Origin of the sequence: Yersinia sp. Marseille-Q5920, assembly GCF_946902935.1 — a bacterium.
GTDB classification, from domain to species: domain Bacteria; phylum Pseudomonadota; class Gammaproteobacteria; order Enterobacterales; family Enterobacteriaceae; genus Yersinia; species Yersinia rochesterensis.
This window is the reverse complement of sequence record NZ_CAMPQA010000018.1, coordinates 1-23,894: the sequence shown is the minus strand read 5'-3', so window position 1 is coordinate 23,894 and position 23,894 is coordinate 1. Positions and strand designations below refer to the sequence as shown.

The window sequence follows — 23,894 nt, the reverse complement described above, 5'->3', positions numbered from 1 at the left end:
CATAGTGGGGGCGGGTTTTAGCTGGCATCGCTGTAAACACCCGTAACGCGTCCTATCAATTTAATCTCATCAATCCCACATTCAAACGGCACTTTCCCTCCAGCAACATGTAACTTTTTGCCCGGTAGCTTTGTTAGCTCACGAATGCTAATAGACTCATCAATATCAACCAACCACAAACCGTCCGATAACGATGCCGCTTTATCGATAAAGTGAAGTTTTCCATCAGTGCGAACAGCAATTCCATCAGATAGAGGCTTCCCAAAAAGCTGAACATCAATACTCAGATAACCATCACTTTTGAGTATTTCTTCACTTAATGTGAATGTTTCTATTCTCTTTGTATCTGATGATGAGGACTTACCTTCAAATTGCTGCCCTTCTCCGGTCAGTAGCCATCTAAGGCTGGCCCCCGTTTCAAGTGCGCAGTGTGCTGCAAAGTCGTAAGAGATAGCCCCACGGGTATATCGATTAGACAGCGAACTAGACGCGATATCGAAGTGGTTAGCTAATTGAATTTTCTGAGAAAATCCATATGCCAAACAGACTCTATCCAATACATCTACGTTGCTCCATCCTAAAGAATCAATTCTCATTTTGATAAAACCTATTTACTATCTCCCAATATGGGGATATATTTTGGCTAAACCTACGCAAATGATGACTGGTGTTGGCAAACAGAGGCTCATCACTTGCAAACTTTGGCAAATAGGGAATCATGCATCATGGCTTCTGAAATCGCAATTATAAAAATTCCTGCTCCTGTAGTGAGTTTAGAAATGTTCGCAAAACTTGAGGGTGTTTCAAAACGTACCGCTTACCGTTGGACTACTGGCAATAACCCTCGTGTACCAATTGAAAAGCGAGTGATTCGCAAGGGATGTAAGAAAGCAGGTGGCCCGATTCGTATTTACTATGCGCGTTGGAAAGAAGAACAACTTCGTAATGTATTCGGTCATGCTCGTTTTCAGCTCATCATTGATAATCTGTATTCACTTTAAGTGAACTTTAAGGATGTGACATGTTTGATTTTTCTGTTTCTAAACATCCGCACTTTGACAATGTATGCCGCCAGTTTCCAACGCGCCACAATCTGACGCAGTTGGCTAAACAGTTGGATATGAATGCACAAACGTTGCGGAACAAGCTCAACCCGGAGCAACCGCACCAGCTTACGGTTACTGAATTGCTTGCGATCACCGACGCAACAGAAGACGCCAGCCTTATCGATGCCATGTTGGCGCAAATAAACTGTATGCCGTCAGTGCCAGTAAATGAGGCCAGCACCGATAACATTTCTACCTACGCGCTTAAAGCAACTGCCGCCGTGGGTTCTATTGCTGCCGCTGCGGTACAAGGTAATCACAAAACAGCATTCAGCAAATCTGCGCTGTTGGATAGCGTCAATACTGCGATTCGTCATCTGTCATTGATTGGCCTGACGGTGCAGGCGCGCATTCAGTCAACCCCCGCGTTAGCTTCAACCGTTGATGTTATTAGCGGCTTGAGTGCTGTCGCCGGTTTGAGTTGAGGTGTCTTTATGATTATTTCTATTGCCCCATTGTTAAAACAGCAAAGCCCGGTAAACCTGCGCCATTTCGGTAACGGTGTGCTGGAGTTGAAGAACGGCCAGCGCTGGAAGCCGGGAAGTAATCAAAAGGCGCTTTTACAAGAATTGTCCTCTGCAAAGAAGACGCCAATATTACGTCGTCTGTTCGGACGTTGATTGGGGGTTATATGCTGCAATTAACGGAAGCTGAAAAATTAAGAATGACGGGTATTGCTCGTATTGCTGAATTAAAAGAAACGCATTTCCGTAATAGAAAGAATGTTGCTCAGGAGGTTTTTGACAAATCACCGGCACATTTGCGTAAAACAATTTGTTTTCATGCAGGGTTAAAAAAACGCCATGTGAATATGCAGTTTTCAGAGTTAACTCCAGCAGAAAGAGAATCTGTTATTGAAGCGTTAAATTACTTAATTGAGTTTACTCGTTCGCTGCCGTCGTTTGTCAGTAATGATGACTGCGCGCTGAATATTATTAATTAATTATCATCGCAATATATGGCGTTCTACTCGCCGGGTTTCGTATTGCCTAAAAACAGGAGTTATCTATGCAGAATACAGAACAGAATATATGGGTTTTCGTAGACCCCGCAAAGCCGGGCAGTGAGAGCACAATCACAATGACGTCAGTTGAATCAATGGAGCTAATGCTCAATGAAGCGCGCATGGATGAAAGAAAGAATCAGGCCGCGCTGGTTTCATTTCGTTTGGATGAGATTGCTAATCAAATCCTAAACCGAGAATTGAACGGCGTAGAGGCGGCGGAGCTGCTTAATCAAATAGCCGAGGGAATTCTTAACCAAGCGCAGGCGCAACATTGATGATTGATGAAATCATTATTGATGCTCGTTACGCAATTACGTTGCTTGAGCCAACCCGAACTCTAAATCGCATTCCAAACCTCGTGCTTAACGAGATTAAATTCACCAAAGAAAATGAAAGGGTGTTAGCCGTAATTGCTCATTATCCGACAAGAGTTAGTTTGGTAAGTGATTTAATTCATCATCGTATTTATCGTTCAGGCATTAATTCTATTCCGGCACTGGTCGAGGAAACCAAGCGCCTTGCTGAATTATGTGAGAAAGGATTTAAAGATTTTCACTCTCCTAACTTATTACCTAAATAAAGAGTTTATTATGAATATTAAAATCGGTGAAAAACACGTTGTTACTTCTGACAGTCTGCAATTTATTCTTAATGAAGTAAAAGTAAGCCAAAAAGGTAAAAGTGAGGGGCAGGAACGTTTAGAGCCAATTGCTTATTATCCAACTATTGCCCAACTAGTTGAGGGATTAATAAAGCGCAATATAGGTGAAGCGCAGATTAATAGTTTTGCATCACTTGGGAATGAAATTGGTCGTATCGGTAAACTGTGCCAAGAAGCCTTTTCAGCCAAATGACAGATTCAATCCGTGGCCGCATTACCCCAACTCCGCCGTTGCCTTATCCGGGCAGCGGCGCTGCTGTTCCTGCTTATGCCTATCCCGGCAGCAAACCGCGCCAAACCTTGCCCGGCATTCAAAGACCGCTTACCCGTGAACAACTGATTCAGGGGCAAGCCGTTTTAGCCAATATCCATAATCTGCCGCATTTCCTGCGTAGCCAGTTCATTTCTCGCTATCAATACCTGTTAGCCAATAAAGGGCTAAACGATGCTAATAAATGGCTGGTGTTTGTCTTTGACCAGCGTATCTGGCCGCGTATTCAGGTGGTCAATAGCAAAAATGTTATGCGCCTCAGTGCATCAATGAGCTTTTCCACTGATGCCCCAACTTATGCCAGCTTAGCGGGTATGCATGATAAAGAGCTGCGCCGCTTTGCCCGCAAAATCGGTGATGAGCTAATGGTGGCGTACAACCATCATTGTGATGAATGCATTAAGGCTAATCAGGGTGATAGGGCCGTTTTATTGCAGGCCGATACACAGGTACGGATATTCGGCGATCTTGCCAGAATGGCGCGCGCTTTTAATATCACCCCGATGCACTGGCGCAAATACCTGAAAGGCCGGTTAGATATCACGTCTGCTATCGCCAGCCTGTCACGGCTGGTTGATCCCGAATGGTGGGAGCGCAAACTCAAAGCCCAACGTACCCGCTGGCGGGAAGCGTTATTGATTGCTGTCGGTAATGTCAGCCGTGATAAGTCAGCATCTTCTTATGCCAGTAAGCAGGCCATACGCGAAGTGTTCGCCCGTCGCCAGTCTAATTTGGAATACCTCAAAAGCTGCCAGCTAGAAAATATTGAAACCGGTGAGCGCATCGACCTGATTGATAAGGTGATGGCGAGTATTTCTAATCCAGAAATTCGCCGTATGGAGCTAATGAGCACCATCGCTGGTATCGAAAAATATGCAGCTTCACAGAAGCACGTCGGCATGTTCCTGACCATCACCACCCCGTCAAAATATCACCCGACCCGCCTTATTGGTAAAGGGGATAACACAAAAATCCAGCTTAACCATAAGTGGGACGATGAAGCCTATTCCCCAAAAGACGGCCAGAGCTACCTCTGCAACATTTGGAGCAAGATGCGCACCGCCTTTAAAGACAACGAATTAAGCGTCTACGGAATGCGAGTAGTTGAGCCGCACCACGACGGCACCCCGCACTGGCACATGATGCTGTTTTGTGAGCGCAGGCAGCGCCAGCAGATTATCGACATCATGCGCCGTTATGCGTTGAAAGAAGACAGTGACGAGCGCGGGGCCGCTAAATACCGCTTTGAGTGCAAGCACCTGAACAAAGGCGGGGCCGCGGGTTACATCGCTAAATACATTGCCAAGAATATCGACGGCTATGCACTTGAGGGTGAACGCGACCATGAAACCGGTGAGCTGCTGACTGAATCCGCTGCGGCGGTTACGGCGTGGGCGGCAACGTGGCGCATCCCTCAGTTTCGCCCGATTGGTATTCCCTCCATGGGAGCCTATCGCGAGTGTCGCCGCATCCGTTTTATCAGTCTGGCGGAGTCGTTTGACGAAACCGTGGAAGCCGTGCGCCATGCGGCTGACGAGGGTGATTTTGCGGCCTACATCGCCGCACAGGGTGGAACCAATAGCGGTAATCAGACTGTCCGTGTAGCCAAGCGTATCGCTGATGAACTCAACGCCTACGATGAGGAAGTACAGAAAGTCGTGGGTATCTATGCGCCGCATTTGGGCGCTGACCATGTTTATGAAACCCGTACAACCCAATGGCGCATCGTTGCTAGTGCCGTTGACGTTGAGTCTTTGACTTTAAAAAGCGCCTCTGGCGCGCCTCGGAGTCCTGTCAATAACTGTGGGTTAGGTGAAAACACCCAAGCGCCAAATGACCCCAACGGGCAGGATAAAACGCCTGTGGCGGCGATGGAATACCCACCGGATGCCGTTATTGACTGGTCGGACACTGCCGCCGTGAGGGCGATTGTGTCCCGCGTTAAAGAGAAGCAGCCAACGATAAGCAAGATGCAACGCAGTTATGACCCCACCAAGGGCCGACTAATTGCGCCATCCGCCCGTCTAACCCGCGAAGAACGCCAGCGCATCCCCCAAATCCGCAACGATTTACTGCTGAAAGATATCAGCGTCCAGCGCTGGGAGCTGGAATCGTTAGCCCGTGGGGCAAAAATGGCTGTTGGTGATGCGGTGATCCATTACCCGGCACTGTCCGACTGGCCGGAATTCGATGATTAATCTACCTGAGAGGAAACTCATGACTAAAACCGCCGCCACTACCCGCAAACAGGCACAGCGCCAGCGTGATAAATCTGCCGGTATCAATGAAATTCGCGCCCGACTGGAGCCAGAAGAGTACGCGATGCTGACCGAGGGCATGGCTGCCCGGCGTCTGTTCCGGCCAGCCTACGATTTACCGGAATATATCGCGCTGCTGATTCGGCAAGATAACCAGCGACTAAAAGAGCAACAAGCTGAGCTGGATAAACAACGTTGTGGCAAATGTGGCGATACCTTACCGGGTGATCCAAATGGGTGTTGCTTACGGGGTGATGCGGCATGTTGGCAGACCAAAGGCATCAACAGTCTATTGATTAGCACAGTTAAACCGTTGTGACGCGTCACAATGAAAATTAAATATGTAGTGTGACGTGTCGTGTTCACTGCTTTGATGCATAAAAGGCTTGTTGTTCAACAGGCTACTTTTTAAGCCAAGATTTTTTATTCAAGTAAAACCACATAATTATATAGAAGTTTTCTTAAAAAGTGCATAATATACTGTATATAAACACAGTACCATGTGTGGCGGAGGGATGAGGTGCCAGATTCATTAGAAGAAATAGTCTTACTCGAAAGAATCGATCTGATAGCACGGCTTACCACTGGTAGTGAGAGTCAAAACCGTGATCGTGAGATTGCTTTGGTTTGGATTGCTGAACTTGTTAAAGAGGCGAGGGTAGAGGTCAAACAAGCCAAAAGTTAAAGATTGAGTCGGCAACTAAAATTTAATAACTCGTTGACTGTGCTGAGAGTATTTAGCTGGTAGGATATTTTTCATATATCCGAATTCAACAGCTATAAATTCAGTGTCAATCAAGAGTTCTAAAATGTGATGTCACTGATTTCAGAGCGTTATAGTGTTAGGTATCTGTTGAGCTAGTATACTATTGTCAGCATTAACTTTATAAAGTCTCATAATGTCTAGATTATGGTGAGGGTTGGAAAAATGAGTCATTTAATGTTGGATCTTGAAACCTTGGGTGTTTCGACAGAAGCGCCATTGATATCAATAGGTGCAATTTTTTTCGATCTTTCGTCAGGCACACAGCATGCTGAGTTTTATAGAGTAGTACATTTAAGCTCCGCTTTGGAGTTTGGACAGCCAGAGCCTGCAACACTGCAATGGTGGATGAAACAAAGCGATGAAGCACGTTCTGTGTTTAATGACCCCGATTCTTTAAGTATGAAAGCTATACTGGTTGAATTTTCAGATTTCATCAAACGGTTTGGTGATGAAAATGTTAAGGTTTGGGGGAACGGTTCAAGTTTTGATAATGCTATTTTAGCTTCCGCATACCGAAAGCAATCTATTGATTTACCTTGGGATTTTAGAAATGATAGAGACGTGCGTACTATTATTGATCTCGCTAAAGAATTAAAAAATTTTGATGCTCGTGCTGCAATTAAGATGAATGAATATGCGCACCATGCTCTTCATGACGCTAAATATCAGGCTGCATATGTAAGTGCGGCATATCAAGCACTTAAAAAAATATAAATCAAAAATATAATGAGTATACCTCTGATAGATGTTACTGATTGGCGTAAGGATGATGAGCATGGTATTTTCCCTATCGGCGCTAGGGACAAGAAAATGCTTTGGTCTCCATCTAATCCCCCTGCGGGTATTAAGCCTAATTGGCCTTACTTATTCAAGCTATCAAGGGATGCATATCCTGACCAATTTTGGATGGAGACAATAGCATTCCTTGTTGGAGAGAGCTTGGGGGTCTCGGTTCCAAAAGCCTACCCAGCGGTCAGAATACTGGATGAAGAAACAAGCGAGTTTGGTGCTTTATTAGAGTGGTTTTACGATAAAGAACGACAACTATTTGTCCATGCATCAGAATTTTTTCACGTACTAATAAACGATTTTGATGATGATTCAGGCCAACATCACAATATAGAAGATTTAAGGCTGATATGCAGAGCATTTAGTATTAATGGAGTTCTAGACCCGCATCCTTTATGGACAGAAACTTTATGTGACATGTTGCTGCTGGACTCTTTGATTGGGAATACGGATAGACATCAAGAAAACTGGGGTTTTATCTTTGTGCCAGGATCCAAAGACGAAAATGCTACTCACAAAGTTAAAGCAATAATTGCACCATTCTTTGATAATGGCACCAGTCTTGGGCATGAACGATTTGCGAATCGAGTCCAAAGTTGGACGAAGAAAAAATTAGATGAATATATCCAAAACGGCTGCCATCATTTAAGGAAGAGCCGCAAAGATACGAGGATAAGACTTAATCATCTTAGTTCAATACAAACTTTAGCTAAAGATGAAGCTTATGCTACTCACATGGTTAAAAGATTGAACTTCGATCTAGATGTTTTGACGAATCAGATTCGCAAATTATGTGACATAAAAGTTGGTGAACCTTTCACCAAAATGAGAGCTGACTGGACTATTCGGCTACTTGAACGCAGACATCAACGGCTATCAGTGATTCTAAATATGCGAACTATCAATAAAATTATAGAGCCGAGTCGCTTGTTGCTGACTTGGCAACCTACTACCGGTGGAACCCGGCACATTGTTGGTCAATTGAACCGGCTGGCTGATGATAGCTATACGTTCACTTACCATTTCAATACAGAAGACTTTATCGCTGCAAAGGATAAAGGTTTTTTGGGACATCCTGCGTTCAGTATGAAACATGCTGAACATACTAATAATGTTTTAGAGCCTTTTGTTCGGCGCTTACCTCCGCGCAAACGTAAGGATTTTGAAGAGTATTTGGCGCAACATCTTTTACCTTCACCATTTGAAGGCTCTGACTTTGCACTATTGGGATATACCGGTGCAAAATCGCCGGGTGACGGTTTTTGTCTTTTGATAGATCCTGATGTGCTTAACGGTGAAGCGGAGCTTTTACTTGAGGTTGCAGGTACTCGTTATCAATTAGGATTGGACTTGGAACGTGTCTCTGTTGGGGATATGGTAAGCCTTATTCCTGAACCAGATAACGAGCATGATCCAAATGCGATCGCTGTTGTGCATGAAATTGGAAAGTTGGGTTATATAAACAAGGTGTTATGTGATTCTCTGTGCAAGAGAATCGCCAAAAATAAGGTTACAGCTTCAGTTGCTAAAAAGAATGGTACGACTGACCGCCCATTAGTTTATTTAATACTTGAGTGTGAAAAGTAAACCTTGTTTTTTGTAGGCCACTGTAGCTATTACAGTGGCTTTTCTTTTTTTTTAAATTCAAATTTAGCACTGCATGCATATAGTGCATGATTTTGCATGATGAACCTGAGCCAGAAACTCCCCCTTAGCCCCAGTCCCGGCGCGGTTCTCGATGCCTCATGCAAGTGCATGAAAAGCGACCTGCAAAGCGCGCAGGCGTGGCGGGGATAGCATTGCGCGCAAAGGGTTTTGATACCCTTGTTTATCGATCTTGGGCGGGCCGTGGTGCTGCGTTCGGTTGAGTTGGGAATCAATGCGTGTTCATGGGGTGTGATGGCGTGACGGGCGTCTGGTGGCGTATGGCGCGAGGTGTTGGAATCGCTACTTTTCGGGCATGAAAAAGCCGCCCGGTTCGGCGGCTATGATATTCAAAAATATCAATTAACTATTTGCAAACTTGAAACGCTGCCAGCTTTTTTTCATCTGTATACAGTGCAGCGACAAAGCCGTCTGTAACCAGTGAGTTGATAACGCCAAGCGCGCCAGTCATGTATTTGTCTTTAGACATACCACACATCACCTCAGAGTCATGGGCTAACGTCGCGTTACACTCTATTCGATGCGATACCAGCGCAGTAATACAATCCGGGTCAAGTGACAACGCTTGATTAAGAATATCAACAGCCAGTTGCGCTGTGATTTTCTGGTTAGTTTGAGTTTCCATAATTATTCCTTTTTTCGTTTTGTATTTTTGCGGTGGCTGCGGCGGTGGCGCGGGCCTCTTCACTGTGTCGCCGGGTTTGTATGGTGGTAGTGTTGGTGCTTTACGTCCCATATTAATCCTCGCTTATCAGTTCATAAGGCTTGAACCGGATCACCTCTTGCCCTATCCAGTCATTCACCTCTTTCAATCGTTCTTGCAACGGCGTTAACTCGTTACGGACAAACACTTGTGAGGCTTTCGCCACGTCACCGAAACCGCCGGTATTGTTGGGAATAATCCCCATCATCTGCGGTGGCACCCGGTGCACACTGAGCAGGTCGTCGCGGGTGGCGTTCTTGATATTAAAAAAGTCATCTTTGGTGGCGACTTCGCTCAACGGTAAAATCTGGATGCCGTCTTTTTTGCCGTTGGGTGCGTACATAAATAGGTTGCGGAAGTTGCCTAATCCTTTGGTGTCGCGCATCGCTTTACGCATCGCCTCAATATCGCTGCTACTTTGCGCCGCATCAGTCATATACAGGATGTATCCCGCGTGAGCACCGTTCTGGTAATACTTGCGGCGAAATAGCGTGGCCGCTTCATTGAGCCATGCCGAATTTAAGCCGCTGAGGTATTCCGGCAAACCGTAAAGCTCCTGATTGATATCGGGTTCTATCAGGTGGAAAATGCTACCAGCTTCAAACAGGTGTTCATTTTTCCAGTTCTGTACAAACCAATAGCAATCTTTTTCCAGCCCCCGGCGGGTGTACTTGGCCGGACTAGGGTCTAGGCGCAGTGGCGCGCCCAGTTGGTTACGACGCACCTCTAAAAACGCATTGCCGAACACCAGATAATCCAGCGCATAACGGCTAAACGCCTGCTGACTGAGCATTGAATGCGGGATAAAGGTACTCGCCAGAATATTGCGTTTCACATACAGCGGTGAGCTGTGATGCACCGCTGCCCGGAAACTGCGCGCCAGCCCGTCAAAGCTAATCGGCGGGTCATACCATTTACCGTTACCGGTGCATTCGATGTAATCCAGTATTTCCCGTTTATCCAGCACGGCGGAGGGTTCGCCAAAGGTGAACGCCTCGACCGGTTGTTGTTGACTGGCGGTGTGATTGGTTGCCGGGCGACTTAATGCCTTGCGGCCTTTGCGCTTACTCATTTCACTTCCTCTGCATTGTTTGCCGCTTGTGACCAGTCGCACAAATATAAGAGCTTGAAATCATTCGCCGTCATGTGTTTTTTCAGCCAATCTTTATCCCAATCCTTTTCCCATAATGTGCCGCCTTGCTGAATGGCATCATCAGCCGTAACCGATTGACGAAATACGCCATCAGCACAAAAAACGCCGTTATCGGTGTGTATCACTGGTGCGATTTTTCGAGGGCGGCGCAGTGAGTCATTCCAAATTTTAAAAGCAGCATTTGAGCGGGAGGGCGTGGTATAGAGCGTCAAACGATGTTTTTTGTGCATTACCATCCCCTTAGCCATTTGCAGTATTGAACGCGGGTTTTTAGCCCATGCATATTCACCCAGGTACACATTCCCGGCATGAGCAGCGGCGTGACTGTTTTCACCGTGAAAGGCGATAAGTGCGCCATTACCTAACAGAATATTATTCAGCGAACATGGGTTCACGTTTACCCCAACGACCCGACAGAACTCGGCAATATAAGCGCGGGTATTCAAGGCGCTTGGTCTGGTGCAGGTTAAAAAATGCTGATTGCGGCCGCTGGTGATGGCATCCAGTAACGCTTCAAAAGCGAACAGCCAGTCGGCCCCAATCTGCCGCGATTTGGTGAGACTGCGGTCTGTGCCTGTCTGTCCCACCCGATACCACGTCTTTTGATAGTCAAAGGCCGAGTTTTCGAAATGTTCGCGCAAGCCGTCAACTTGACCAGCAGTAAAAGTCATTGATTTCATCCGTAAAACTCCAAGAAGTTAGGGCTGTGACCGCCATATGTCGCGGTAAGGGGTTCATTTAACAGGGCATGCATAATCGCCCACGCCACATCTGCGTGGCTGGCTTCTTCGCTGCGGCTGGCGGCATAGGTTGAGCGCGCGCCGCTGGCGGTCATGGTCTTGCGAATGGCCATAAAGGACTGGGTGATATCGGTGTGGCCGGTGTCATATTCCAGACGGCCGCTATTGATGGTGTGCTTGGCTTTCAGCACCATGGCGGTTTTGATTTCAGGGGTGTATTTGATTTCCCTTGTGGCCGGGAAGAACTGGCGCACCAACTGGAAAACGCCTTGGCCGACGGTAGTGGCATCAATACCGATGTATTCCACGCAATATTTCTGTGTCAATTCTTCGATATGCTTGGCCTGCGCCTCAAAATCCATCCCTTTCCACTGGTGGCGTTCCAGTACGCGGAACTTGCCGCCCGGCACCATGGGCGGCGCAATCACCGCACACCCGGCACTGTCGCCGCCGTTGGCCTCGGATGGGTCGTAACCAATCCACACCGGCCGATACCCAAACGGCCGCAACGAATACGGGTTGTAGTCTTCCCACTCTTCCAGACTGTCGACCATACAAGCCTGCAACTCGGCGAACGGGAACACTGACGCTTGATCGTCCACAAACTCGCACATCAACAGGTTTTGATATTCGGCCGGGCTGTATTCCAGTGAGAGCTGGTTGAGGTCGAACAGATTGCAGCCGCCCGTCAGTGCATCTTCTACCGTGACAATCTGCCGCCACTGACCGTCATCACACAGCGTGCCACGCGCCAAATGGCTGTGGCTTAAATCCAGTTGGATATGGTCGGATTTATTGCGGCGGCCTTTATTGAACAGTTCACCAGACCAGAACGGATAGGCGCTGTGCGCCAGACTCGACGGCGTGGAGAAATAGGTGGTACGCCATTTCTTGTGTAATGACATGCCGCTGGCGACTTTGCGCAGCTCCTGAAACTTGGGTATCCAGAAATATTCGTCAAGATAGAGATTGCCGGTGTAGCTCTGTGCGGTGCGCACGTTCGTGCCGAGGAAGAACAGGCGCGCCCCATTCGGTAACACCATCGGGTCGCCTTTCAGGTCAACGTCAACCATGCGGGCAAAATCGATAATGTAGCTTTTGAACACATGCGCCTGTGCCTTACTGGCGGACAGGAATATCTGATTGCGCCCTGTAGTGATGGCATCCAGCAGCGCCTCACGGGCAAAGAAGAACGTTGCGCCAATCTGGCGCGATTTCAGAATATTGCGAATACGGTGTTGTAGCCCGGCATCAAACCAGTTGCGCTGATAATCAAAAATATTTTCGTGAAAAATAGATTCCAGTTTTTCAATCGCGGATTCACTGAACAGATTTTTATCCGGGGTTTTGCGCTCCCCTTTATTGCGGTTCGCCACATTCGGATTTAAATCCGCTTCGCTGCCGGTCTGGCTGTAGCGGTTTACCCGCGCCAGTCGTTCAATCTGGCGGCCTAACAGGTCAATCTCTTTAAAATCCCGCCCCTCTTTTGCGTCTTTCATGATGAGCTGAATCAACCGCGCTTCCATACTGGTTTCCACGCGGGAAATGGGTGCAATGGCGTCCCATCCGTCGCGCTTCTTCCAGCTCTGCACAGTCGGCGATTTTAGGGCCAGCGTGTCCGCAATCTGGCGCACAGAAAAGCCCTGCCAGTAAAGCAAAGCCGCCTGTCGCCGTGGGTCGCTGATAATGGTGCTCGGTGTCGTATTCATGCCATTAGGCTACGCGACCAGCCCGACACTCTGCGCGTCCTCGCTGTTGTGCCAGCCCCGTCACAACTGGCTTTCGTTGTTGCCGCCGCCTTACATCAGGAAACTAAGCCCCGAACCGAATAATCATAATCACACTGAATGGAGCAGCCACTTATGGCTAAGAAAGTATCAAAATGGTTTCGTATCGGCGTTGAGGGTGATACCTGCGACGGGCGAGTGATTGACGCCAACGATATCAACCAGATGGCCGAGTCATTTGACCCGCGCGTCTACGGTTGCCGCATCAATCTGGAACATTTGAAAAGTTACTCCCCGGACAGCACTTTCCGCCGTTATGGCGATGTCATCGGTCTGAAAGCGGAAACTATTGACGATGATTCAGCGCTAAAAGGCAAGCGCGCACTGTTCGCCCAAATCAGCCCGACTGACGAGCTGGTATTGATGAATAAAGACCGTCAGAAAATCTATACATCCATGGAAATTCGCCCGAACTTTGCCAATACCGGTAAAGCCTATCTGGTCGGTCTGGCCGTGACCGATGACCCCGCCAGCCTCGGCAATGAAATGCTGGAGTTCAGCGCCAAAGCCAAACACAACCCACTGGCCGCCCGTAAATCCCATCCGGATAACTTTTTCTCTGCGGCGGTTGAAGTGCAGCTGGAATTTGAAGACGTGGCCGAGCCGGGTGTCACCTTGCTCAACATGGTGAAGTCAGTATTCAGCCGCAAACAGGCCACCGACGATGCCCGTTTTAATGATGTGCATGAGGCGGTGAATGCGGTAGCAGTGCATGTGCAGGAGCAGGGAGAAACCATTGAGGCCCGTTTTACCTCCATTGAGAAGCAACTTGCTGACCAAGTGGTGGAGCTGAAACAGAGCATCGAAAAGGGAAAGCAAGGGGTTACGTCCCTCGAAGCCAAGCTTTCTATCACTGAAAACTTTAGCCAGACCAAGCGCCCGGAATCCACCGGCGTCAACAGCCAGAACGATGTTTTGACCGACTGCTAGCCCGTCGTCACTGGCCGCTGGCTGTGCGGTCACATTGTTATTTCATCAATACGTTATTTAACTGAATCAGGATTATTATGCGCCCAGCAACCCGCTTTAAATTTAATGCCTATCTGACCCGTCAAGCCGAGCTGAACGGGGTAGAAACCGGCGACCTGAATAAAAAATTCAGCGTTGAACCCTCCGTCACGCAAACCATCATGACCCGCGTGCAAGAGTCCTCAGAATTTCTGAGTAGTATCAATATTGTGCCAGTCGCCGAGCTGACCGCCGAAAAGGTCGGCCTTGGCGTCAATGGTTCGGTTGCCAGCACCACCGATACTGACGGCGGCGACGAACGCGAAACCGCCGAGTTTGCCTCACTGGACAGTGAGAAATATTTCTGTGAACAGGTGAACTACGATTTCCACATCCGCTATAACACCCTTGACTTGTGGGCGCGTTATCAGGACTTCCAGACCCGCTTGCGTGACGCCATTATCAAGCGGCAGGCACTTGACCGCATTATGGCGGGCTTCAACGGCACCCACCGTGCCAAGACCTCTAACCGTGCACTAAACCCACTGTTGCAGGATATCGCGCCGGGCTGGTTGCAAAAATACCGCCTCAACGCGCCAATCCGCGTGATGAGCAAAGTCGTTGGCGAAGATGGCACGGTAGTATCGGAAAAAATCCGTGTCGGCCATGGTGGCGATTATGCCAACTTGGATGCGCTGGTGATGGATGCCACCAATACCATGATTGCTGAATGGCATCAGGAAGACCCTGAACTGGTGGTTATCACTGGCCGTCAGTTGATGCAGGATAAATATTTTCCTATCGTCAACAAAGAGCAGGAAAACAGCGAAACCCTCGCCGCTGACCTGATTATCAGCCAGAAGCGTATCGGCAATTTACCGGCTGTCCGTGTGCCGTTCTTCCCGGCTAACGCGTTCTTTATCACCCGCCTCGATAACCTGTCCATTTACTGGCTGGAAGACTCGCACCGCCGCCATATCGATGAGAACGCCAAGCGTGACCGTATCGAAAACTACGAATCCATTAAACAGGATTATGTGGTGGAGGATTACACCTGCGGCTGTCTGGTGGAGAACATCGAGATTTTATCGCCGCCGAAAAAAGAAGACACCGAAGCAGCGGACAAATCCGACTTTGATCGTCTTGCTGATGCACTGGTTGATGCGGTGAAAGCTGTTTCTGCCCCTGCTGTTACTGACGAGGGTAAATAAACTATGTCCAGTCCTGCGCGTCGCCACTTTATCCAACAGTCGGCCATTGCCGCCTCACAACAGCGGGATAACCCGCTGCGCCATGCCACCGGCTACGAGCTGATGTTGCTCAAGCTCAATGAAGATAAACGCAAGCTGAAACAGGTGCGTTCAAACGAGCGTAAAGCCGAGCTGAAACGCCAACTCTTGCCGGATTATCTGCCGTGGGTGTCTGGCGTGTTGAGTGAGGGGAAAGGCGCGCAGGACGCCATTGTCATGACCATCATGATTTGGCGGCTGGATGCCGGGGATATTCCCGGTGCACTGGATATTGCCCGTTATGCCCTGCGTTATCAGTTAGTGCCAACCGACCGCTTTACCCGCTCGACCGCTTACCTGATTGCCGAGGAAGTCGCGGACGCTGCGGCGCGCGCCTATGCCACCGATAAGCCGATTGATATTGAGCCTCTGCTGCAAACCATTGAGCTGATGGAAGATGAAGACATGCCCGACCAAGTGCGCGCCAAACTGCACAAAATCACCGGTTATGTGCTGCGTGACAGTGACCGGGGCGAGTTGGCCCTGTCCCATCTTCACCGCGCACTCCAACTGCATACCGGTTGTGGCGTCAAAAAAGACATTGAGCGACTGGCCGTGAAATTAAAGAACGCCGCCAGCCGCTAAACCGAACGCTCCCCGAGCCGGGCGGCACGATGGCCGCAACAGGGTTTACCTTGTTAACGCCGTCGTCCACCGCCCACCCATTCTGCTATTGAGGTTGCCATGACCACTGTTGTTATCCCCGCGCCACGGCCTGACAAAACGGCCGAACCGGTGATTGAAAATACCTTTTTCTGGCCTGCGGTTGACCCGATAAAGCTGCGCGAGCTGTTGCGCCTTGAGGGAACAGTCACCGCCGAGCGCCTGCGCTTCACCATCAAAAGCGCTATTGCCGAGGTTAACGCCGAACTGTACGAGTACCGCCGTGACCAGATGGCGGCAGACTTTAAAACACTGGCCGAGGTGCAGGCCGAGCAACTGGACGGCGAGAGCATCCAGTTGGCCGAGTACCAGCGCGCGGTCTGTGCCATTACGGCTGCACTGTTGGCCGAGCGTTATCGCGGCTATGACGCCAGTGCGCGCGGTGATAAACGCGCGGAGGCCATTGAAAGTACCGTTGATGAGTTGTGGCGTGACGCGCGAATTAGCATTCGCAACATTGCCGGTAAGCCGCACAACATTATTGGCCTTATCTGATGCAGGTCAACGCGTTGCAAGGCGACACGCTCGACGCACTGTGCTGGCGCTATTACGGGCGCACGCAAGATGTGCTGGAGCAAGTCTATGACGCGAATCCGGGGCTGTCGGAACTGGGGGCCATTCTGCCCCACGGTTATCCGGTGGCGTTGCCCGACATGGCCCCGGCGGCCCAACGTGAAACCGTTCAATTATGGGATTGAAAATGGAGAAAATCAGCTCTGCGCTGGCCTATGTCTTGGCGCTGGTACTGGCGTTTATTGGCGCACTGAGTCCGCAAGATATCGCGTTTTATGTGGCAGCGGTGGCCGCTGCTGCCACCTGTCTTATCAACTGGTACTACCGGCGCAAGAGCTATTTCTTGCTGAAAGAAGTGGTTATCAGGCGGGAGGTGTTCGATGAACTCAATCGTTAAGCGCTGTCTGGTCGGGGTCATTCTGGCGCTGGCCGCCACCTTGCCAAACTACCAAACCTTAAAAACATCGGCTGCTGGACTAAAACTGATTGCCGATTATGAGGGCTGCCAGCTCAACGCCTACCAATGCAGCGCCAACGTCTGGACAAATGGCATCGGTCACACCGCCGGGGTGAAGCCGGGCAGTGTTATCAGTGAGCGACAGGTGGCGGTCAATCTGGTCGCTGACGTGCAGCGGGTTGAGCGGGCAATAGCGGTGTGTATGCCGCTTGTTATGCCGCAACCGGTGTATGACGCGGTAGTGTCGTTCGCCTTTAACGTCGGCACCGGTGCGGCCTGCCGCTCGACGCTGGCCTTTTTTGTCAACAAGGGCGACTGGCGCAGCGCCTGCAATCAGTTGCCGCGCTGGGTGTATGTCAATGGCGTGAAAACCAAAGGGTTAGAGCGTCGCCGCACCACCGAACAAACACACTGCCTGAGTGGGGTCTGATATGCGCACATTACTTCTGTTATGGGTTTTGATGATGGGGGTGCTGGCGTGGCACGCCCATAATCTTAAAAAAGATTTAGACAGCGCCAAACTGGTGATTGGCACTTTATCCGCTGGGATTGAGAGCCGGGACAACGCGATCACCCGCTTGCAAGATGAGGCCCGGCAACAGGCAGACAATGAGCGGGCATTACGGCAATCACTGAGCCACGCCAGCACCTTGTCATTATCTCGTGAACAGAGAATTCAAAGGTTACTCAATGAAAATAAAGCCTTGCGTGATTGGTTTGCTGCTGCTTTGCCTGCTGACGTTATCCGGCTGCACCAACGTCCCGCGTTCGCCAGCCCCAACGATTATTTACGTTGGCTGTCCGACAGTGAACAGTTGCCCGCTGCCGGGCAGTAGTCCGGCGGTTAATGGTGATTTAAGTGCCGATATCCGCCAGTTAGAAACCGCACTGGTGGCCTGCGGGCTACAAGTGGAAGCCGTGAAACAGTGTCAGGAACAACACCATGTTAAAACCCAAACTGCTACGCCAAGCCTTAACCGACAGTCTGCCACTGTTCCAGACTAACCCGGAGCGGCTGAAAATGTTTGTTGATGGCGGGCGCATTGTCTCGACGCTGGCCCCGTCGCTCTCTTTTGAAAATCAATATCAGCTCACGCTATTTATTGAGGATTTTCCCAGTGATGTTGATTATCTCTTTGTGCCGATACTGGCATGGCTGCGGGAACATCAACCGGACATCATGGCAACAGAAGAAAAACGCCGCACCGGCTTTATTCATAAGGTTGATGTGATGAGCGATGTGCTGAGTGATATCCGTATCGACTTGCAATTGACCGAGCGGGCCATTGTGAAAGAGGTAGACGGTGCACTGCATGTTAACCATGCGCTGGAACCGGCGTGGCCGGGTACGCCAACACGGCCAACAGCAATCTACTTTAACGGTGAAACAGTCAAATGAATGAGCTGAAACCCTTTGATGACGCATTGGCCGGGCTGATTGCCAGTCTGACACCCAAAGCCCGCAAAGCGCTGGCGGTGACAGTTGCCAAACGCCTGCGGGCCAGTCAACAGCAACGCATTAAACGCCAGCAAGCGCCCGACGGCACCCCGTATGCCGCGCGTAAATCTCAACCATTGCGTAAGCCAAAAGGCCGGATTAAGCGGGAAATGTTCGCCAAGTTGCGCACCGCCCGCTATATGAAAGCCAACAGTAGCCCAAATGAGGCGGTGGTCGAGTTTGCCGGGCGCGTGGAACGAATGGCGGCAGTGCACCATTTTGGCCTGCGTGACCGTCCGAACGAGCACAGCAAAGATGTGCAGTATGATGAAAGGCCGTTGCTCGGATTTACATCAGAGAATAAGAAAATGATCGAAACACTTATAGAAAAAAGCTTACAAAATAACTTTTAGTTGGAGGTGAATAGAGTTCACCTCCATAATTATGCATTATATTTACTATAAATCATTTGAATTATATATATCTATAACCAACATCATTAATAGTGAGGCGCACCAACTCATTGACTCCTCTTGTTTATTTATACACTTCAATCTAAATCCCGAGTCAATTTGTTCTCCATGTGCTAATTTATTCCTCGCATAATACATGTACTTGATGCATAACGTAGCTGCAACATGCATATCATTCACTATTTTATTTTTAATTTTATCTTCAATATGATTGTTTGTTACTTCATATAGTCCGTTAGACTTTAGGAAGTCAGCTCTAACAGGTAATGATTCCTTACATATTTCCATCAATCTAAAGTCATCATTCCTAAGAATAAAACACTTAAATGCTTTTGTTTTTTCCTTAGTGTTAAAGTCATTAAGGATCATTTTATTCCATCGAGTATTAGCTCTTATTTCTTGAGAAGTTAAATTAGTGACTGCTTGCGCTATTAATGGGTATTTCTGTGGAGAATTCACCATGTCTTTTCGAAGATATCTGTGGCAATCATTATCACGTTCCTCACCTGATATTTCTTTATAAACTGCGTTAAATGATTTCCATAACTTTTCAAAAGACTCACTAGAATCACTCATGCAAAAGGACCTGATAAAGTAGCTGAGCGATATAAAAAACACCTTCCCCTTTTTATTATCATCAAAGATTACATCCATTTTATTAAAATCAATCTCTTTTAATGCAGTGAAGTCACGACCAGGCAAATTCACATTATTGATTTCAGCCATTTCGATTGATTTGACTAATTGTTGACTGTCATCATAGAAGTTAATTTCATTAATTTTACATATAGCACCAGACAAACAGTAATATGCCAAGATTGATTTTATCATTTGCGTATATAAAATACTTACATGATTATAAAATATTTCATCAAAGTTGGGTCTGGCCGACCTATCACCTTTTATTAAAATTTCACCATCCTTTATTGAAAGCGCATCAAAATAAGATTTTGAATTCATATATGGTATTTTTTTAGCATAAGAAACACCTTTTGAATTACTATCCATTTTGATTGATATCATAAAGGAGTGCCTTTTTTTAGTCTTTCCCATTTAAATTATCTCGTCCAGTTAAGATTGTCCTCAACTATATCAGTAAGTTATTAATTTCTGTACCGATTAGCTACGTTGTTGTTTCAAGCACCATACAACTGCTTTTAGTTGGATTTTATCTGTCAAAAACACATTCTTTCCCCATGAACACACAAACCCAAATAACTGAAATTCTGCGCCTGCTGCGCAACCTTATCCGCATTGGTACGGTGGCCGAGGTCGATCTCGACCAAGCCCTGTGCCGTGTAGCAACGGGAGACAATACTACCGGCTGGTTAAACTGGCTGACGCTGCGCGCCGGTCAGTCGCGATCATGGTGGGCACCGTCCGAGGGTGAGCAGGTGTTGATATTGTCCCTCGGCGGCGAACTGGATACCGCATTTGTGCTGCCGGGCATTTTCTCTGATGATTTCCCGCCGCCGTCTGCCTCGGCCAATGGCCTGTATATCACCTTTCCTGACGGTGCAACGCTGCACTATGAACCTGATAGCGGCGAATTGCGGGCTGATGGCGTCAAAACGGCGGTTATCAATGCCAGTGAATCGGTGAATGTTACCGCCCCCACTATCACCTGTGCCGCCTCGGTCAAAATTCTTTTAGACACGCCAAAAGTTGAATGCACCCACAACCTGACCACTGCCACCTTAAACGTGAAAAGTGGCGGCAAGATGAGCGGCAACATTGAACATTCTGGCGGCAAGTTCTCATCCAATGGTGTGGTGGTTGATGACCATGACCACGGCGGCGTGCAGCGCGGTGGCAGCTATACGGAGGGGATTAAATGACCACTGCCACCTATCTCGGCATGAACCGCAACGCCGGGCAAACCATTACCGACTCTGACCATATCAGCCAGTCAATTGCAGACATTCTGATTACCCCGGTGGGGTCACGTGTGATGCGTCGCGCCTATGGTTCGCTGCTATCGGAGCTGATTGACCAGCCGCAAAATCCAGCCCTGCGCCTGCAAATCATGGCCGCCAGTTACAGTGCCATTTTGCGCTGGGAGCCGAGGGTCAAGCTGACTGGCATCACCTTTGAAACCACCATAGATGGAAAAATGGTGGTCGATATTACCGGCACTCGCACCGGCAGCGCGGCCCCTCTCTCTTTAACCATCCCTGTGAGCTAACCCTATGGCAACCATTGACCTGAGCCTGTTACCGCCACCGCTTGTGGTGGAAGAACTGGATTATGAAACCCTGTTGGCCGAGCGCCAAGCCACGCTGATATCTCTTTACCCGGAAGAACAGCGCGCCGCCGTGGCCCGCACGTTGTCGCTGGAATCTGAGCCGCTGGTCAAGTTGCTACAGGAAAACGCCTACCGCGAAGTGATATTACGCCAGCGCGTCAATGATGCGGCCCGCGCGGTGATGGTGGCCTATGCCGTCGGTAGCGATTTAGACCAGCTCGGCGCAAATAACAACGTTGAGCGGCTGGTGATTACCCCGGCCGACTCAACCGCCATTCCACCCATTGAGGCGGTGATGGAATCTGACAGCGATTTCCGGGTGCGTATCCCGCAAGCCTTTGAGGGCTTGAGCGTCGCCGGGCCAACGGGTGCTTATGAATATCACGCCAAAAGTGCCGACGGGCGGGTGGCCGATGCCTCGGCAATCAGCCCGACACCCGCCTGTGTCACGGTCACGGTGTTATCGCGCGAAGGTAATGGCGAAGCCTCGGCCGAACTGCTGGCGGTGGTGGAAGCCGCGCTGAATGATGAGAACACGCGGCCAGTGGCTGACCGCGTGACGGTGCAATCCGCCCGGATTGAAGATTATGAAATTGACGCGGTGCTCTATCTTCATCCGGGGCCAGAAGCGGAACCGGTGCGCGTAGCCGCCGAGAAAAAACTGACCGCCTTTGTCACCACACAACGCCGCCTCGGTCGCGACATTCGCCTGTCAGCACTGTATGCCGCGCTGCATGTTGAGGGCGTCCAGCGGGTGGTGATTAATGCCCCATTGGCCGACGTGGTGCTGGATAAAACCCAAGCCGCGTATTGCACCGGCAGCACCATCACTGTCGGAGGTACGGATGACTGACCGCTTATTGCCCGTCGGTTCTTCTGCGCTGGAAGTGGCCGCCGCGCGCGCCTGTGCCGAACTGGAAAACACCCCGGTTCCCATTCGCCAGCTGTGGAACGCCGATACCTGCCCGTTATCCCTGCTGCCTTATCTGGCATGGGCGTGGTCGGTGGATCGCTGGGATGAGAACTGGCCGGAAGCCACCAAACGTGCGGTGGTGAAGTCCTCGCAGTATGTCCACAAACACAAAGGCACCATCGGTGCAATTCGTCGGGTAGTTGAGCCGCTGGGTTATCTCATCAAGGTGATTGAGTGGTGGAAGACCAACGAAACCCCCGGCACCTTTCGCCTTGATGTTGGGGTGCTAGAAACCGGCATTACCGAAGAAATGTATCAAGAGCTGGAGCGGCTGATAGACGACGCCAAGCCATGCAGCCGTCATTTAGTCGGCCTGTCTATCAATCTCGACAGTAGTGGCCCGCTGTTTGTGGCCGCTGCCAGTTACAGCGGTGATGAGCTGACCATTTACCCCTATTTACCTGAAACCATAACCGTGACCGGCGAGGATTACGCCAGCGCCGCCGTCCATATTATTGATGACCTGAGAGTGAACCCATGACAGCGAGATTCTTTGCTTTACTGACCAACATCGGCGCGGCCAAGCTGGCGAACGCCACCGCGCTCGGCACCCGCTTAGAGATTACCCACATGGCGGTCGGGGATGGCGGCGGAACACTGCCAACCCCTAACCCGGCACAAACCCAACTGGTGAATGAACAGCGCCGCGCCGCTCTTAATACCCTGTCTGTTGACCCAATTAACACCAGTCAGATTATTGCGGAGCAGGTTATCCCGGAGGCCGAGGGCGGGTGGTGGATTAGGGAAATAGGCTTGCTGGATAAAGACGGTGATTTGATTGCCATTGCCAACTGCGCCGAAACCTATAAGCCACTGATGCAAGAGGGTAGCGGCCGTACACAAACCATTCGGGTAATTTTAATTGTTAGCAGCACTGCCGCTGTCACGTTAAAAATCGACCCGTCGGTGGTATTGGCAACGCGTAAGTACGTTGATGATAAAGTGATTGAGGTCAGGGATTATGCTGATGACCTGATGAAAAAACATCTACTTGCAGATGATCCACATTCACAGTATGCACCGAAAAAAAGTCCGATACTGACAGGGAAACCCACAGCCCCAACCCCCACCACAGGGGATAACACGCAACAGCTCGCGAATACGGCTTTTGTAAAAGCGGCACTGACCAGCCTTAATTTAGGCGGCGCGGAAAAATTACCGGCGGCGACGGGTTTGGCGGCGGCCTCTGGTTACATTTCAGTGCCAGCCTTGATTGCTGGCGTGCAACGAAGCGTTCTCATCCAGTGGCGCACGGTTTCTATTTCCCCCTCCCCAGATGGCGCGCTTCTTGTTATTGATGGCACCTGGCCCATTCCATTTCCGACTGCGTGTCTCTCAATTATGCAGTCAATGACAGGTTCGGTGATTTACGTGGCGACCAGCCCGGTGCTTTCAGCCGCTCGCATTATTGATCGCTCCTCATTTCAGGCAGCGTCTAGTTATACGAAGTCAAATTCGACGATTACAGTCTGGGGAGTGGGGTATTAATGAGCAATTATATTTATAGTCCGTCAGAGAATGCTTTTATTCCTGTGGCGTTAGAAAGTATTTATGTGGCGGCGGGTACGTGGCCGGAAGATGGTTATCTTATTGCCGATGATGACGCCATGATATTTATGGGTGATGCGCCAATAGGGAAAATGAGAGCGGCACAGGATGGCAGGCCATGCTGGGTCGATATTCAAACCTCGTCCCCCTCAAATGAGGCGTTATCAAAGCTGGCGCGGGGGTATCGTGACGCCTTTATTTTAGCAACGGATACTATGACAATTAGTGACTACTCTATTGACGACGCCCCAATGAGCGCGGCACAGCGCGCCGAGTTAACCGCCACCCGCGCACTCTACCGGGCGTGGCCTACGGTGGAAAGTTGGCCGCTGATTGAGTTGCCGGAGCTGCCGCAGTGGTTGTTAGTCGAAGCGGTTAATCAGGGCTATCGTGTCCCAGTATGGCCTCCGCTGTCAGCCTGATATTTTATATTGGCCCCGAT

At 49.5% G+C, this 23,894-nt stretch carries 34 protein-coding genes and 1 pseudogene; 29 read left to right on the top strand and 6 right to left on the bottom strand.

What is annotated here, in order from left to right:
- Positions 1-17: 17 nt before the first annotated feature.
- Positions 18-596, bottom strand: a complete 579-nt coding sequence (locus OVO64_RS19270) for a phage repressor protein CI (protein ID WP_145510034.1) — start codon at positions 594-596, stop codon at positions 18-20.
- Between the two features lie 129 nt (positions 597-725).
- Between OVO64_RS19270 and OVO64_RS19265 the strand changes: the two genes are divergently transcribed.
- The 12 genes from OVO64_RS19265 to OVO64_RS19210 all read left to right on the top strand — a co-directional run bounded on the left by OVO64_RS19265 (position 726) and on the right by OVO64_RS19210 (position 8,444).
- Positions 726-1,001: a hypothetical protein gene (locus OVO64_RS19265; protein WP_145510035.1), complete on the top strand. Its 276-nt coding sequence runs from the start codon at positions 726-728 to the stop codon at positions 999-1,001.
- Between the two features lie 20 nt (positions 1,002-1,021).
- On the top strand, positions 1,022-1,531 hold the full coding sequence (locus OVO64_RS19260; protein ID WP_050159559.1) for a phage regulatory CII family protein: 510 nt from the start codon (positions 1,022-1,024) through the stop codon (positions 1,529-1,531).
- 9 nt (positions 1,532-1,540) lie between these two features.
- Positions 1,541-1,726 carry a phage filamentation protein Fil family protein gene (locus OVO64_RS19255; RefSeq protein ID WP_005163725.1) on the top strand — a complete coding sequence of 62 codons (186 nt, stop codon included), beginning with the start codon at positions 1,541-1,543 and terminating at the stop codon, positions 1,724-1,726.
- An 11-nt stretch (positions 1,727-1,737) separates the two neighbouring features.
- The gene (locus OVO64_RS19250; RefSeq protein WP_145589275.1) at positions 1,738-2,049 is read left to right on the top strand and encodes a DUF5347 family protein; all 312 of its coding nucleotides are present in this window, start codon (positions 1,738-1,740) and stop codon (positions 2,047-2,049) included.
- 65 nt (positions 2,050-2,114) lie between these two features.
- On the top strand, positions 2,115-2,387 hold the full coding sequence (locus tag OVO64_RS19245; protein WP_050537568.1) for a DUF2732 family protein: 273 nt from the start codon (positions 2,115-2,117) through the stop codon (positions 2,385-2,387).
- A complete protein-coding gene (locus OVO64_RS19240) occupies positions 2,387-2,692 on the top strand; it encodes a DUF5405 family protein (RefSeq protein ID WP_050537567.1) in 306 nt (101 codons plus the stop codon). Before OVO64_RS19245 ends, OVO64_RS19240 begins: the two co-directional genes overlap by 1 nt.
- Positions 2,693-2,702: 10 nt before the next feature.
- The gene (locus OVO64_RS19235; protein WP_019079987.1) at positions 2,703-2,966 is read left to right on the top strand and encodes a DUF5405 family protein; all 264 of its coding nucleotides are present in this window, start codon (positions 2,703-2,705) and stop codon (positions 2,964-2,966) included.
- Positions 2,963-5,242 (top strand): replication endonuclease, encoded by a 2,280-nt coding sequence (locus OVO64_RS19230; protein ID WP_267248950.1) that lies wholly within the window; start codon positions 2,963-2,965, stop codon positions 5,240-5,242. Before OVO64_RS19235 ends, OVO64_RS19230 begins: the two co-directional genes overlap by 4 nt.
- A gap of 19 nt (positions 5,243-5,261) precedes the next feature.
- The gene (locus OVO64_RS19225) at positions 5,262-5,621 is read left to right on the top strand and encodes a hypothetical protein (protein WP_145510037.1); all 360 of its coding nucleotides are present in this window, start codon (positions 5,262-5,264) and stop codon (positions 5,619-5,621) included.
- 201 nt (positions 5,622-5,822) lie between these two features.
- The gene (locus OVO64_RS19220) at positions 5,823-5,987 is read left to right on the top strand and encodes a hypothetical protein (protein ID WP_267248949.1); all 165 of its coding nucleotides are present in this window, start codon (positions 5,823-5,825) and stop codon (positions 5,985-5,987) included.
- 255 nt (positions 5,988-6,242) lie between these two features.
- Entirely contained in the window at positions 6,243-6,782 is a 540-nt protein-coding gene (locus OVO64_RS19215; protein ID WP_235896340.1) for a 3'-5' exonuclease, read from the top strand.
- A 12-nt stretch (positions 6,783-6,794) separates the two neighbouring features.
- Complete coding sequence (locus OVO64_RS19210; RefSeq protein WP_235896341.1) at positions 6,795-8,444, top strand: HIRAN domain-containing protein; 1,650 nt, start codon at positions 6,795-6,797, stop codon at positions 8,442-8,444.
- A gap of 424 nt (positions 8,445-8,868) precedes the next feature.
- Here OVO64_RS19210 and OVO64_RS19205 read toward each other — a convergent pair whose 3' ends face one another.
- From OVO64_RS19205 to OVO64_RS19190, 4 genes are read right to left on the bottom strand one after another with little or no spacing between them, the layout of a single operon-like run.
- Positions 8,869-9,258, bottom strand: a complete 390-nt coding sequence (locus OVO64_RS19205; protein WP_235896342.1) for a hypothetical protein — start codon at positions 9,256-9,258, stop codon at positions 8,869-8,871.
- Between the two features lies 1 nt (position 9,259).
- Positions 9,260-10,297: a phage portal protein gene (locus OVO64_RS19200; RefSeq protein WP_267248948.1), complete on the bottom strand. Its 1,038-nt coding sequence runs from the start codon at positions 10,295-10,297 to the stop codon at positions 9,260-9,262.
- Positions 10,294-11,058 carry a terminase large subunit domain-containing protein gene (locus tag OVO64_RS19195; RefSeq protein ID WP_145510039.1) on the bottom strand — a complete coding sequence of 255 codons (765 nt, stop codon included), beginning with the start codon at positions 11,056-11,058 and terminating at the stop codon, positions 10,294-10,296. Before OVO64_RS19195 ends, OVO64_RS19200 begins: the two co-directional genes overlap by 4 nt.
- On the bottom strand, positions 11,055-12,827 hold the full coding sequence (locus OVO64_RS19190) for a terminase ATPase subunit family protein (RefSeq protein WP_145510040.1): 1,773 nt from the start codon (positions 12,825-12,827) through the stop codon (positions 11,055-11,057). Before OVO64_RS19190 ends, OVO64_RS19195 begins: the two co-directional genes overlap by 4 nt.
- A gap of 153 nt (positions 12,828-12,980) precedes the next feature.
- Between OVO64_RS19190 and OVO64_RS19185 the strand changes: the two genes are divergently transcribed.
- From OVO64_RS19185 to OVO64_RS19135, 11 genes are all read left to right on the top strand, one after another.
- Positions 12,981-13,835, top strand: a complete 855-nt coding sequence (locus OVO64_RS19185; protein WP_145510041.1) for a GPO family capsid scaffolding protein — start codon at positions 12,981-12,983, stop codon at positions 13,833-13,835.
- Positions 13,836-13,912: 77 nt separating this feature from the next.
- Positions 13,913-15,064, top strand: a complete 1,152-nt coding sequence (locus OVO64_RS19180; protein WP_014609016.1) for a phage major capsid protein, P2 family — start codon at positions 13,913-13,915, stop codon at positions 15,062-15,064.
- Between the two features lie 3 nt (positions 15,065-15,067).
- Positions 15,068-15,727, top strand: coding sequence for a phage terminase small subunit (gpM, locus tag OVO64_RS19175; protein WP_145510042.1), 660 nt, complete (start codon positions 15,068-15,070; stop codon positions 15,725-15,727).
- Positions 15,728-15,826: 99 nt separating this feature from the next.
- Positions 15,827-16,300 (top strand): head completion/stabilization protein, encoded by a 474-nt coding sequence (locus tag OVO64_RS19170; RefSeq protein WP_145510043.1) that lies wholly within the window; start codon positions 15,827-15,829, stop codon positions 16,298-16,300.
- The gene (locus OVO64_RS19165) at positions 16,300-16,503 is read left to right on the top strand and encodes a tail protein X (RefSeq protein WP_050088535.1); all 204 of its coding nucleotides are present in this window, start codon (positions 16,300-16,302) and stop codon (positions 16,501-16,503) included. The genes OVO64_RS19170 and OVO64_RS19165 overlap by 1 nt, the downstream gene beginning before the upstream one ends.
- Before the next feature lie 2 nt (positions 16,504-16,505).
- Positions 16,506-16,715, top strand: coding sequence for an HP1 family phage holin (locus OVO64_RS19160; RefSeq protein ID WP_046695133.1), 210 nt, complete (start codon positions 16,506-16,508; stop codon positions 16,713-16,715).
- On the top strand, positions 16,699-17,205 hold the full coding sequence (locus OVO64_RS19155) for a lysozyme (RefSeq protein WP_005163751.1): 507 nt from the start codon (positions 16,699-16,701) through the stop codon (positions 17,203-17,205). The genes OVO64_RS19160 and OVO64_RS19155 overlap by 17 nt, the downstream gene beginning before the upstream one ends.
- A gap of 1 nt (position 17,206) precedes the next feature.
- Entirely contained in the window at positions 17,207-17,611 is a 405-nt protein-coding gene (gene lysB / locus OVO64_RS19150; protein ID WP_145510044.1) for an Rz-like lysis system protein LysB, read from the top strand.
- A complete protein-coding gene (lysC, locus tag OVO64_RS19145) occupies positions 17,493-17,780 on the top strand; it encodes an Rz1-like lysis system protein LysC (protein WP_235896343.1) in 288 nt (95 codons plus the stop codon). Before lysB ends, lysC begins: the two co-directional genes overlap by 119 nt.
- Positions 17,719-18,174 (top strand): phage tail protein, encoded by a 456-nt coding sequence (locus OVO64_RS19140; RefSeq protein ID WP_145510045.1) that lies wholly within the window; start codon positions 17,719-17,721, stop codon positions 18,172-18,174. The genes lysC and OVO64_RS19140 overlap by 62 nt, the downstream gene beginning before the upstream one ends.
- Positions 18,171-18,626, top strand: a complete 456-nt coding sequence (locus OVO64_RS19135; protein ID WP_145510046.1) for a phage virion morphogenesis protein — start codon at positions 18,171-18,173, stop codon at positions 18,624-18,626. Before OVO64_RS19140 ends, OVO64_RS19135 begins: the two co-directional genes overlap by 4 nt.
- 45 nt (positions 18,627-18,671) lie before the next feature.
- Here the strand turns inward: OVO64_RS19135 and OVO64_RS19130 are convergent, their stop codons facing one another.
- Positions 18,672-19,739, bottom strand: a complete 1,068-nt coding sequence (locus OVO64_RS19130; RefSeq protein WP_145510047.1) for a hypothetical protein — start codon at positions 19,737-19,739, stop codon at positions 18,672-18,674.
- Positions 19,740-19,882: 143 nt separating this feature from the next.
- Between OVO64_RS19130 and OVO64_RS19125 the strand changes: the two genes are divergently transcribed.
- The 6 genes and pseudogenes from OVO64_RS19125 to OVO64_RS19100 all read left to right on the top strand — a co-directional run bounded on the left by OVO64_RS19125 (position 19,883) and on the right by OVO64_RS19100 (position 23,874).
- On the top strand, positions 19,883-20,524 hold the full coding sequence (locus OVO64_RS19125; protein ID WP_145510048.1) for a phage baseplate assembly protein V: 642 nt from the start codon (positions 19,883-19,885) through the stop codon (positions 20,522-20,524).
- Positions 20,521-20,871: a GPW/gp25 family protein gene (locus tag OVO64_RS19120; RefSeq protein WP_050537553.1), complete on the top strand. Its 351-nt coding sequence runs from the start codon at positions 20,521-20,523 to the stop codon at positions 20,869-20,871. The genes OVO64_RS19125 and OVO64_RS19120 overlap by 4 nt, the downstream gene beginning before the upstream one ends.
- A 4-nt stretch (positions 20,872-20,875) precedes the next feature.
- A complete protein-coding gene (locus tag OVO64_RS19115) occupies positions 20,876-21,784 on the top strand; it encodes a baseplate assembly protein (RefSeq protein WP_145510049.1) in 909 nt (302 codons plus the stop codon).
- Positions 21,777-22,385 (top strand): phage tail protein I, encoded by a 609-nt coding sequence (locus OVO64_RS19110; protein ID WP_145510050.1) that lies wholly within the window; start codon positions 21,777-21,779, stop codon positions 22,383-22,385. The genes OVO64_RS19115 and OVO64_RS19110 overlap by 8 nt, the downstream gene beginning before the upstream one ends.
- A pseudogene (locus OVO64_RS19105) lies at positions 22,382-23,089 on the top strand (phage tail protein); the annotation flags it as partial. The gene OVO64_RS19110 and the pseudogene OVO64_RS19105, both read left to right, overlap by 4 nt.
- A 302-nt stretch (positions 23,090-23,391) precedes the next feature.
- Positions 23,392-23,874, top strand: coding sequence for a phage tail protein (locus tag OVO64_RS19100; protein WP_235895050.1), 483 nt, complete (start codon positions 23,392-23,394; stop codon positions 23,872-23,874).
- Positions 23,875-23,894 lie beyond the last annotated feature (20 nt).

Bases quoted from the DNA above. Each gene is read 5' to 3' on its own strand.
- gpM (WP_145510042.1), top strand. From the start codon at position 15,068: ATGTCCAGTCCTGCGCGTCGCCACTTTATCCAACAGTCGGCCATTGCC.
- OVO64_RS19240 (WP_050537567.1), top strand. From the start codon at position 2,387: ATGATTGATGAAATCATTATTGATGCTCGTTACGCAATTACGTTGCTT.
- OVO64_RS19135 (WP_145510046.1), top strand. From the start codon at position 18,171: ATGAATGAGCTGAAACCCTTTGATGACGCATTGGCCGGGCTGATTGCC.
- OVO64_RS19125 (WP_145510048.1), top strand. From the start codon at position 19,883: ATGAACACACAAACCCAAATAACTGAAATTCTGCGCCTGCTGCGCAAC.
- OVO64_RS19185 (WP_145510041.1), top strand. From the start codon at position 12,981: ATGGCTAAGAAAGTATCAAAATGGTTTCGTATCGGCGTTGAGGGTGAT.
- OVO64_RS19160 (WP_046695133.1), top strand. From the start codon at position 16,506: ATGGAGAAAATCAGCTCTGCGCTGGCCTATGTCTTGGCGCTGGTACTG.
- OVO64_RS19255 (WP_005163725.1), top strand. From the start codon at position 1,541: ATGATTATTTCTATTGCCCCATTGTTAAAACAGCAAAGCCCGGTAAAC.
- OVO64_RS19250 (WP_145589275.1), top strand. From the start codon at position 1,738: ATGCTGCAATTAACGGAAGCTGAAAAATTAAGAATGACGGGTATTGCT.
- OVO64_RS19115 (WP_145510049.1), top strand. From the start codon at position 20,876: ATGGCAACCATTGACCTGAGCCTGTTACCGCCACCGCTTGTGGTGGAA.
- OVO64_RS19205 (WP_235896342.1), bottom strand. From the start codon at position 9,258: ATGGGACGTAAAGCACCAACACTACCACCATACAAACCCGGCGACACA.
- OVO64_RS19210 (WP_235896341.1), top strand. From the start codon at position 6,795: ATGAGTATACCTCTGATAGATGTTACTGATTGGCGTAAGGATGATGAG.
- OVO64_RS19120 (WP_050537553.1), top strand. From the start codon at position 20,521: ATGACCACTGCCACCTATCTCGGCATGAACCGCAACGCCGGGCAAACC.
- OVO64_RS19230 (WP_267248950.1), top strand. From the start codon at position 2,963: ATGACAGATTCAATCCGTGGCCGCATTACCCCAACTCCGCCGTTGCCT.
- OVO64_RS19170 (WP_145510043.1), top strand. From the start codon at position 15,827: ATGACCACTGTTGTTATCCCCGCGCCACGGCCTGACAAAACGGCCGAA.
- OVO64_RS19100 (WP_235895050.1), top strand. From the start codon at position 23,392: ATGAGCAATTATATTTATAGTCCGTCAGAGAATGCTTTTATTCCTGTG.
- OVO64_RS19165 (WP_050088535.1), top strand. From the start codon at position 16,300: ATGCAGGTCAACGCGTTGCAAGGCGACACGCTCGACGCACTGTGCTGG.
- OVO64_RS19180 (WP_014609016.1), top strand. From the start codon at position 13,913: ATGCGCCCAGCAACCCGCTTTAAATTTAATGCCTATCTGACCCGTCAA.
- OVO64_RS19200 (WP_267248948.1), bottom strand. From the start codon at position 10,297: ATGAGTAAGCGCAAAGGCCGCAAGGCATTAAGTCGCCCGGCAACCAAT.
- OVO64_RS19155 (WP_005163751.1), top strand. From the start codon at position 16,699: ATGAACTCAATCGTTAAGCGCTGTCTGGTCGGGGTCATTCTGGCGCTG.
- OVO64_RS19110 (WP_145510050.1), top strand. From the start codon at position 21,777: ATGACTGACCGCTTATTGCCCGTCGGTTCTTCTGCGCTGGAAGTGGCC.
- OVO64_RS19265 (WP_145510035.1), top strand. From the start codon at position 726: ATGGCTTCTGAAATCGCAATTATAAAAATTCCTGCTCCTGTAGTGAGT.
- OVO64_RS19130 (WP_145510047.1), bottom strand. From the start codon at position 19,739: ATGGGAAAGACTAAAAAAAGGCACTCCTTTATGATATCAATCAAAATG.
- OVO64_RS19140 (WP_145510045.1), top strand. From the start codon at position 17,719: ATGTTAAAACCCAAACTGCTACGCCAAGCCTTAACCGACAGTCTGCCA.
- OVO64_RS19235 (WP_019079987.1), top strand. From the start codon at position 2,703: ATGAATATTAAAATCGGTGAAAAACACGTTGTTACTTCTGACAGTCTG.
- OVO64_RS19215 (WP_235896340.1), top strand. From the start codon at position 6,243: ATGTTGGATCTTGAAACCTTGGGTGTTTCGACAGAAGCGCCATTGATA.
- lysB (WP_145510044.1), top strand. From the start codon at position 17,207: ATGCGCACATTACTTCTGTTATGGGTTTTGATGATGGGGGTGCTGGCG.
- OVO64_RS19260 (WP_050159559.1), top strand. From the start codon at position 1,022: ATGTTTGATTTTTCTGTTTCTAAACATCCGCACTTTGACAATGTATGC.
- OVO64_RS19270 (WP_145510034.1), bottom strand. From the start codon at position 596: ATGAGAATTGATTCTTTAGGATGGAGCAACGTAGATGTATTGGATAGA.
- OVO64_RS19190 (WP_145510040.1), bottom strand. From the start codon at position 12,827: ATGAATACGACACCGAGCACCATTATCAGCGACCCACGGCGACAGGCG.
- OVO64_RS19245 (WP_050537568.1), top strand. From the start codon at position 2,115: ATGCAGAATACAGAACAGAATATATGGGTTTTCGTAGACCCCGCAAAG.
- OVO64_RS19225 (WP_145510037.1), top strand. From the start codon at position 5,262: ATGACTAAAACCGCCGCCACTACCCGCAAACAGGCACAGCGCCAGCGT.
- OVO64_RS19195 (WP_145510039.1), bottom strand. From the start codon at position 11,058: ATGAAATCAATGACTTTTACTGCTGGTCAAGTTGACGGCTTGCGCGAA.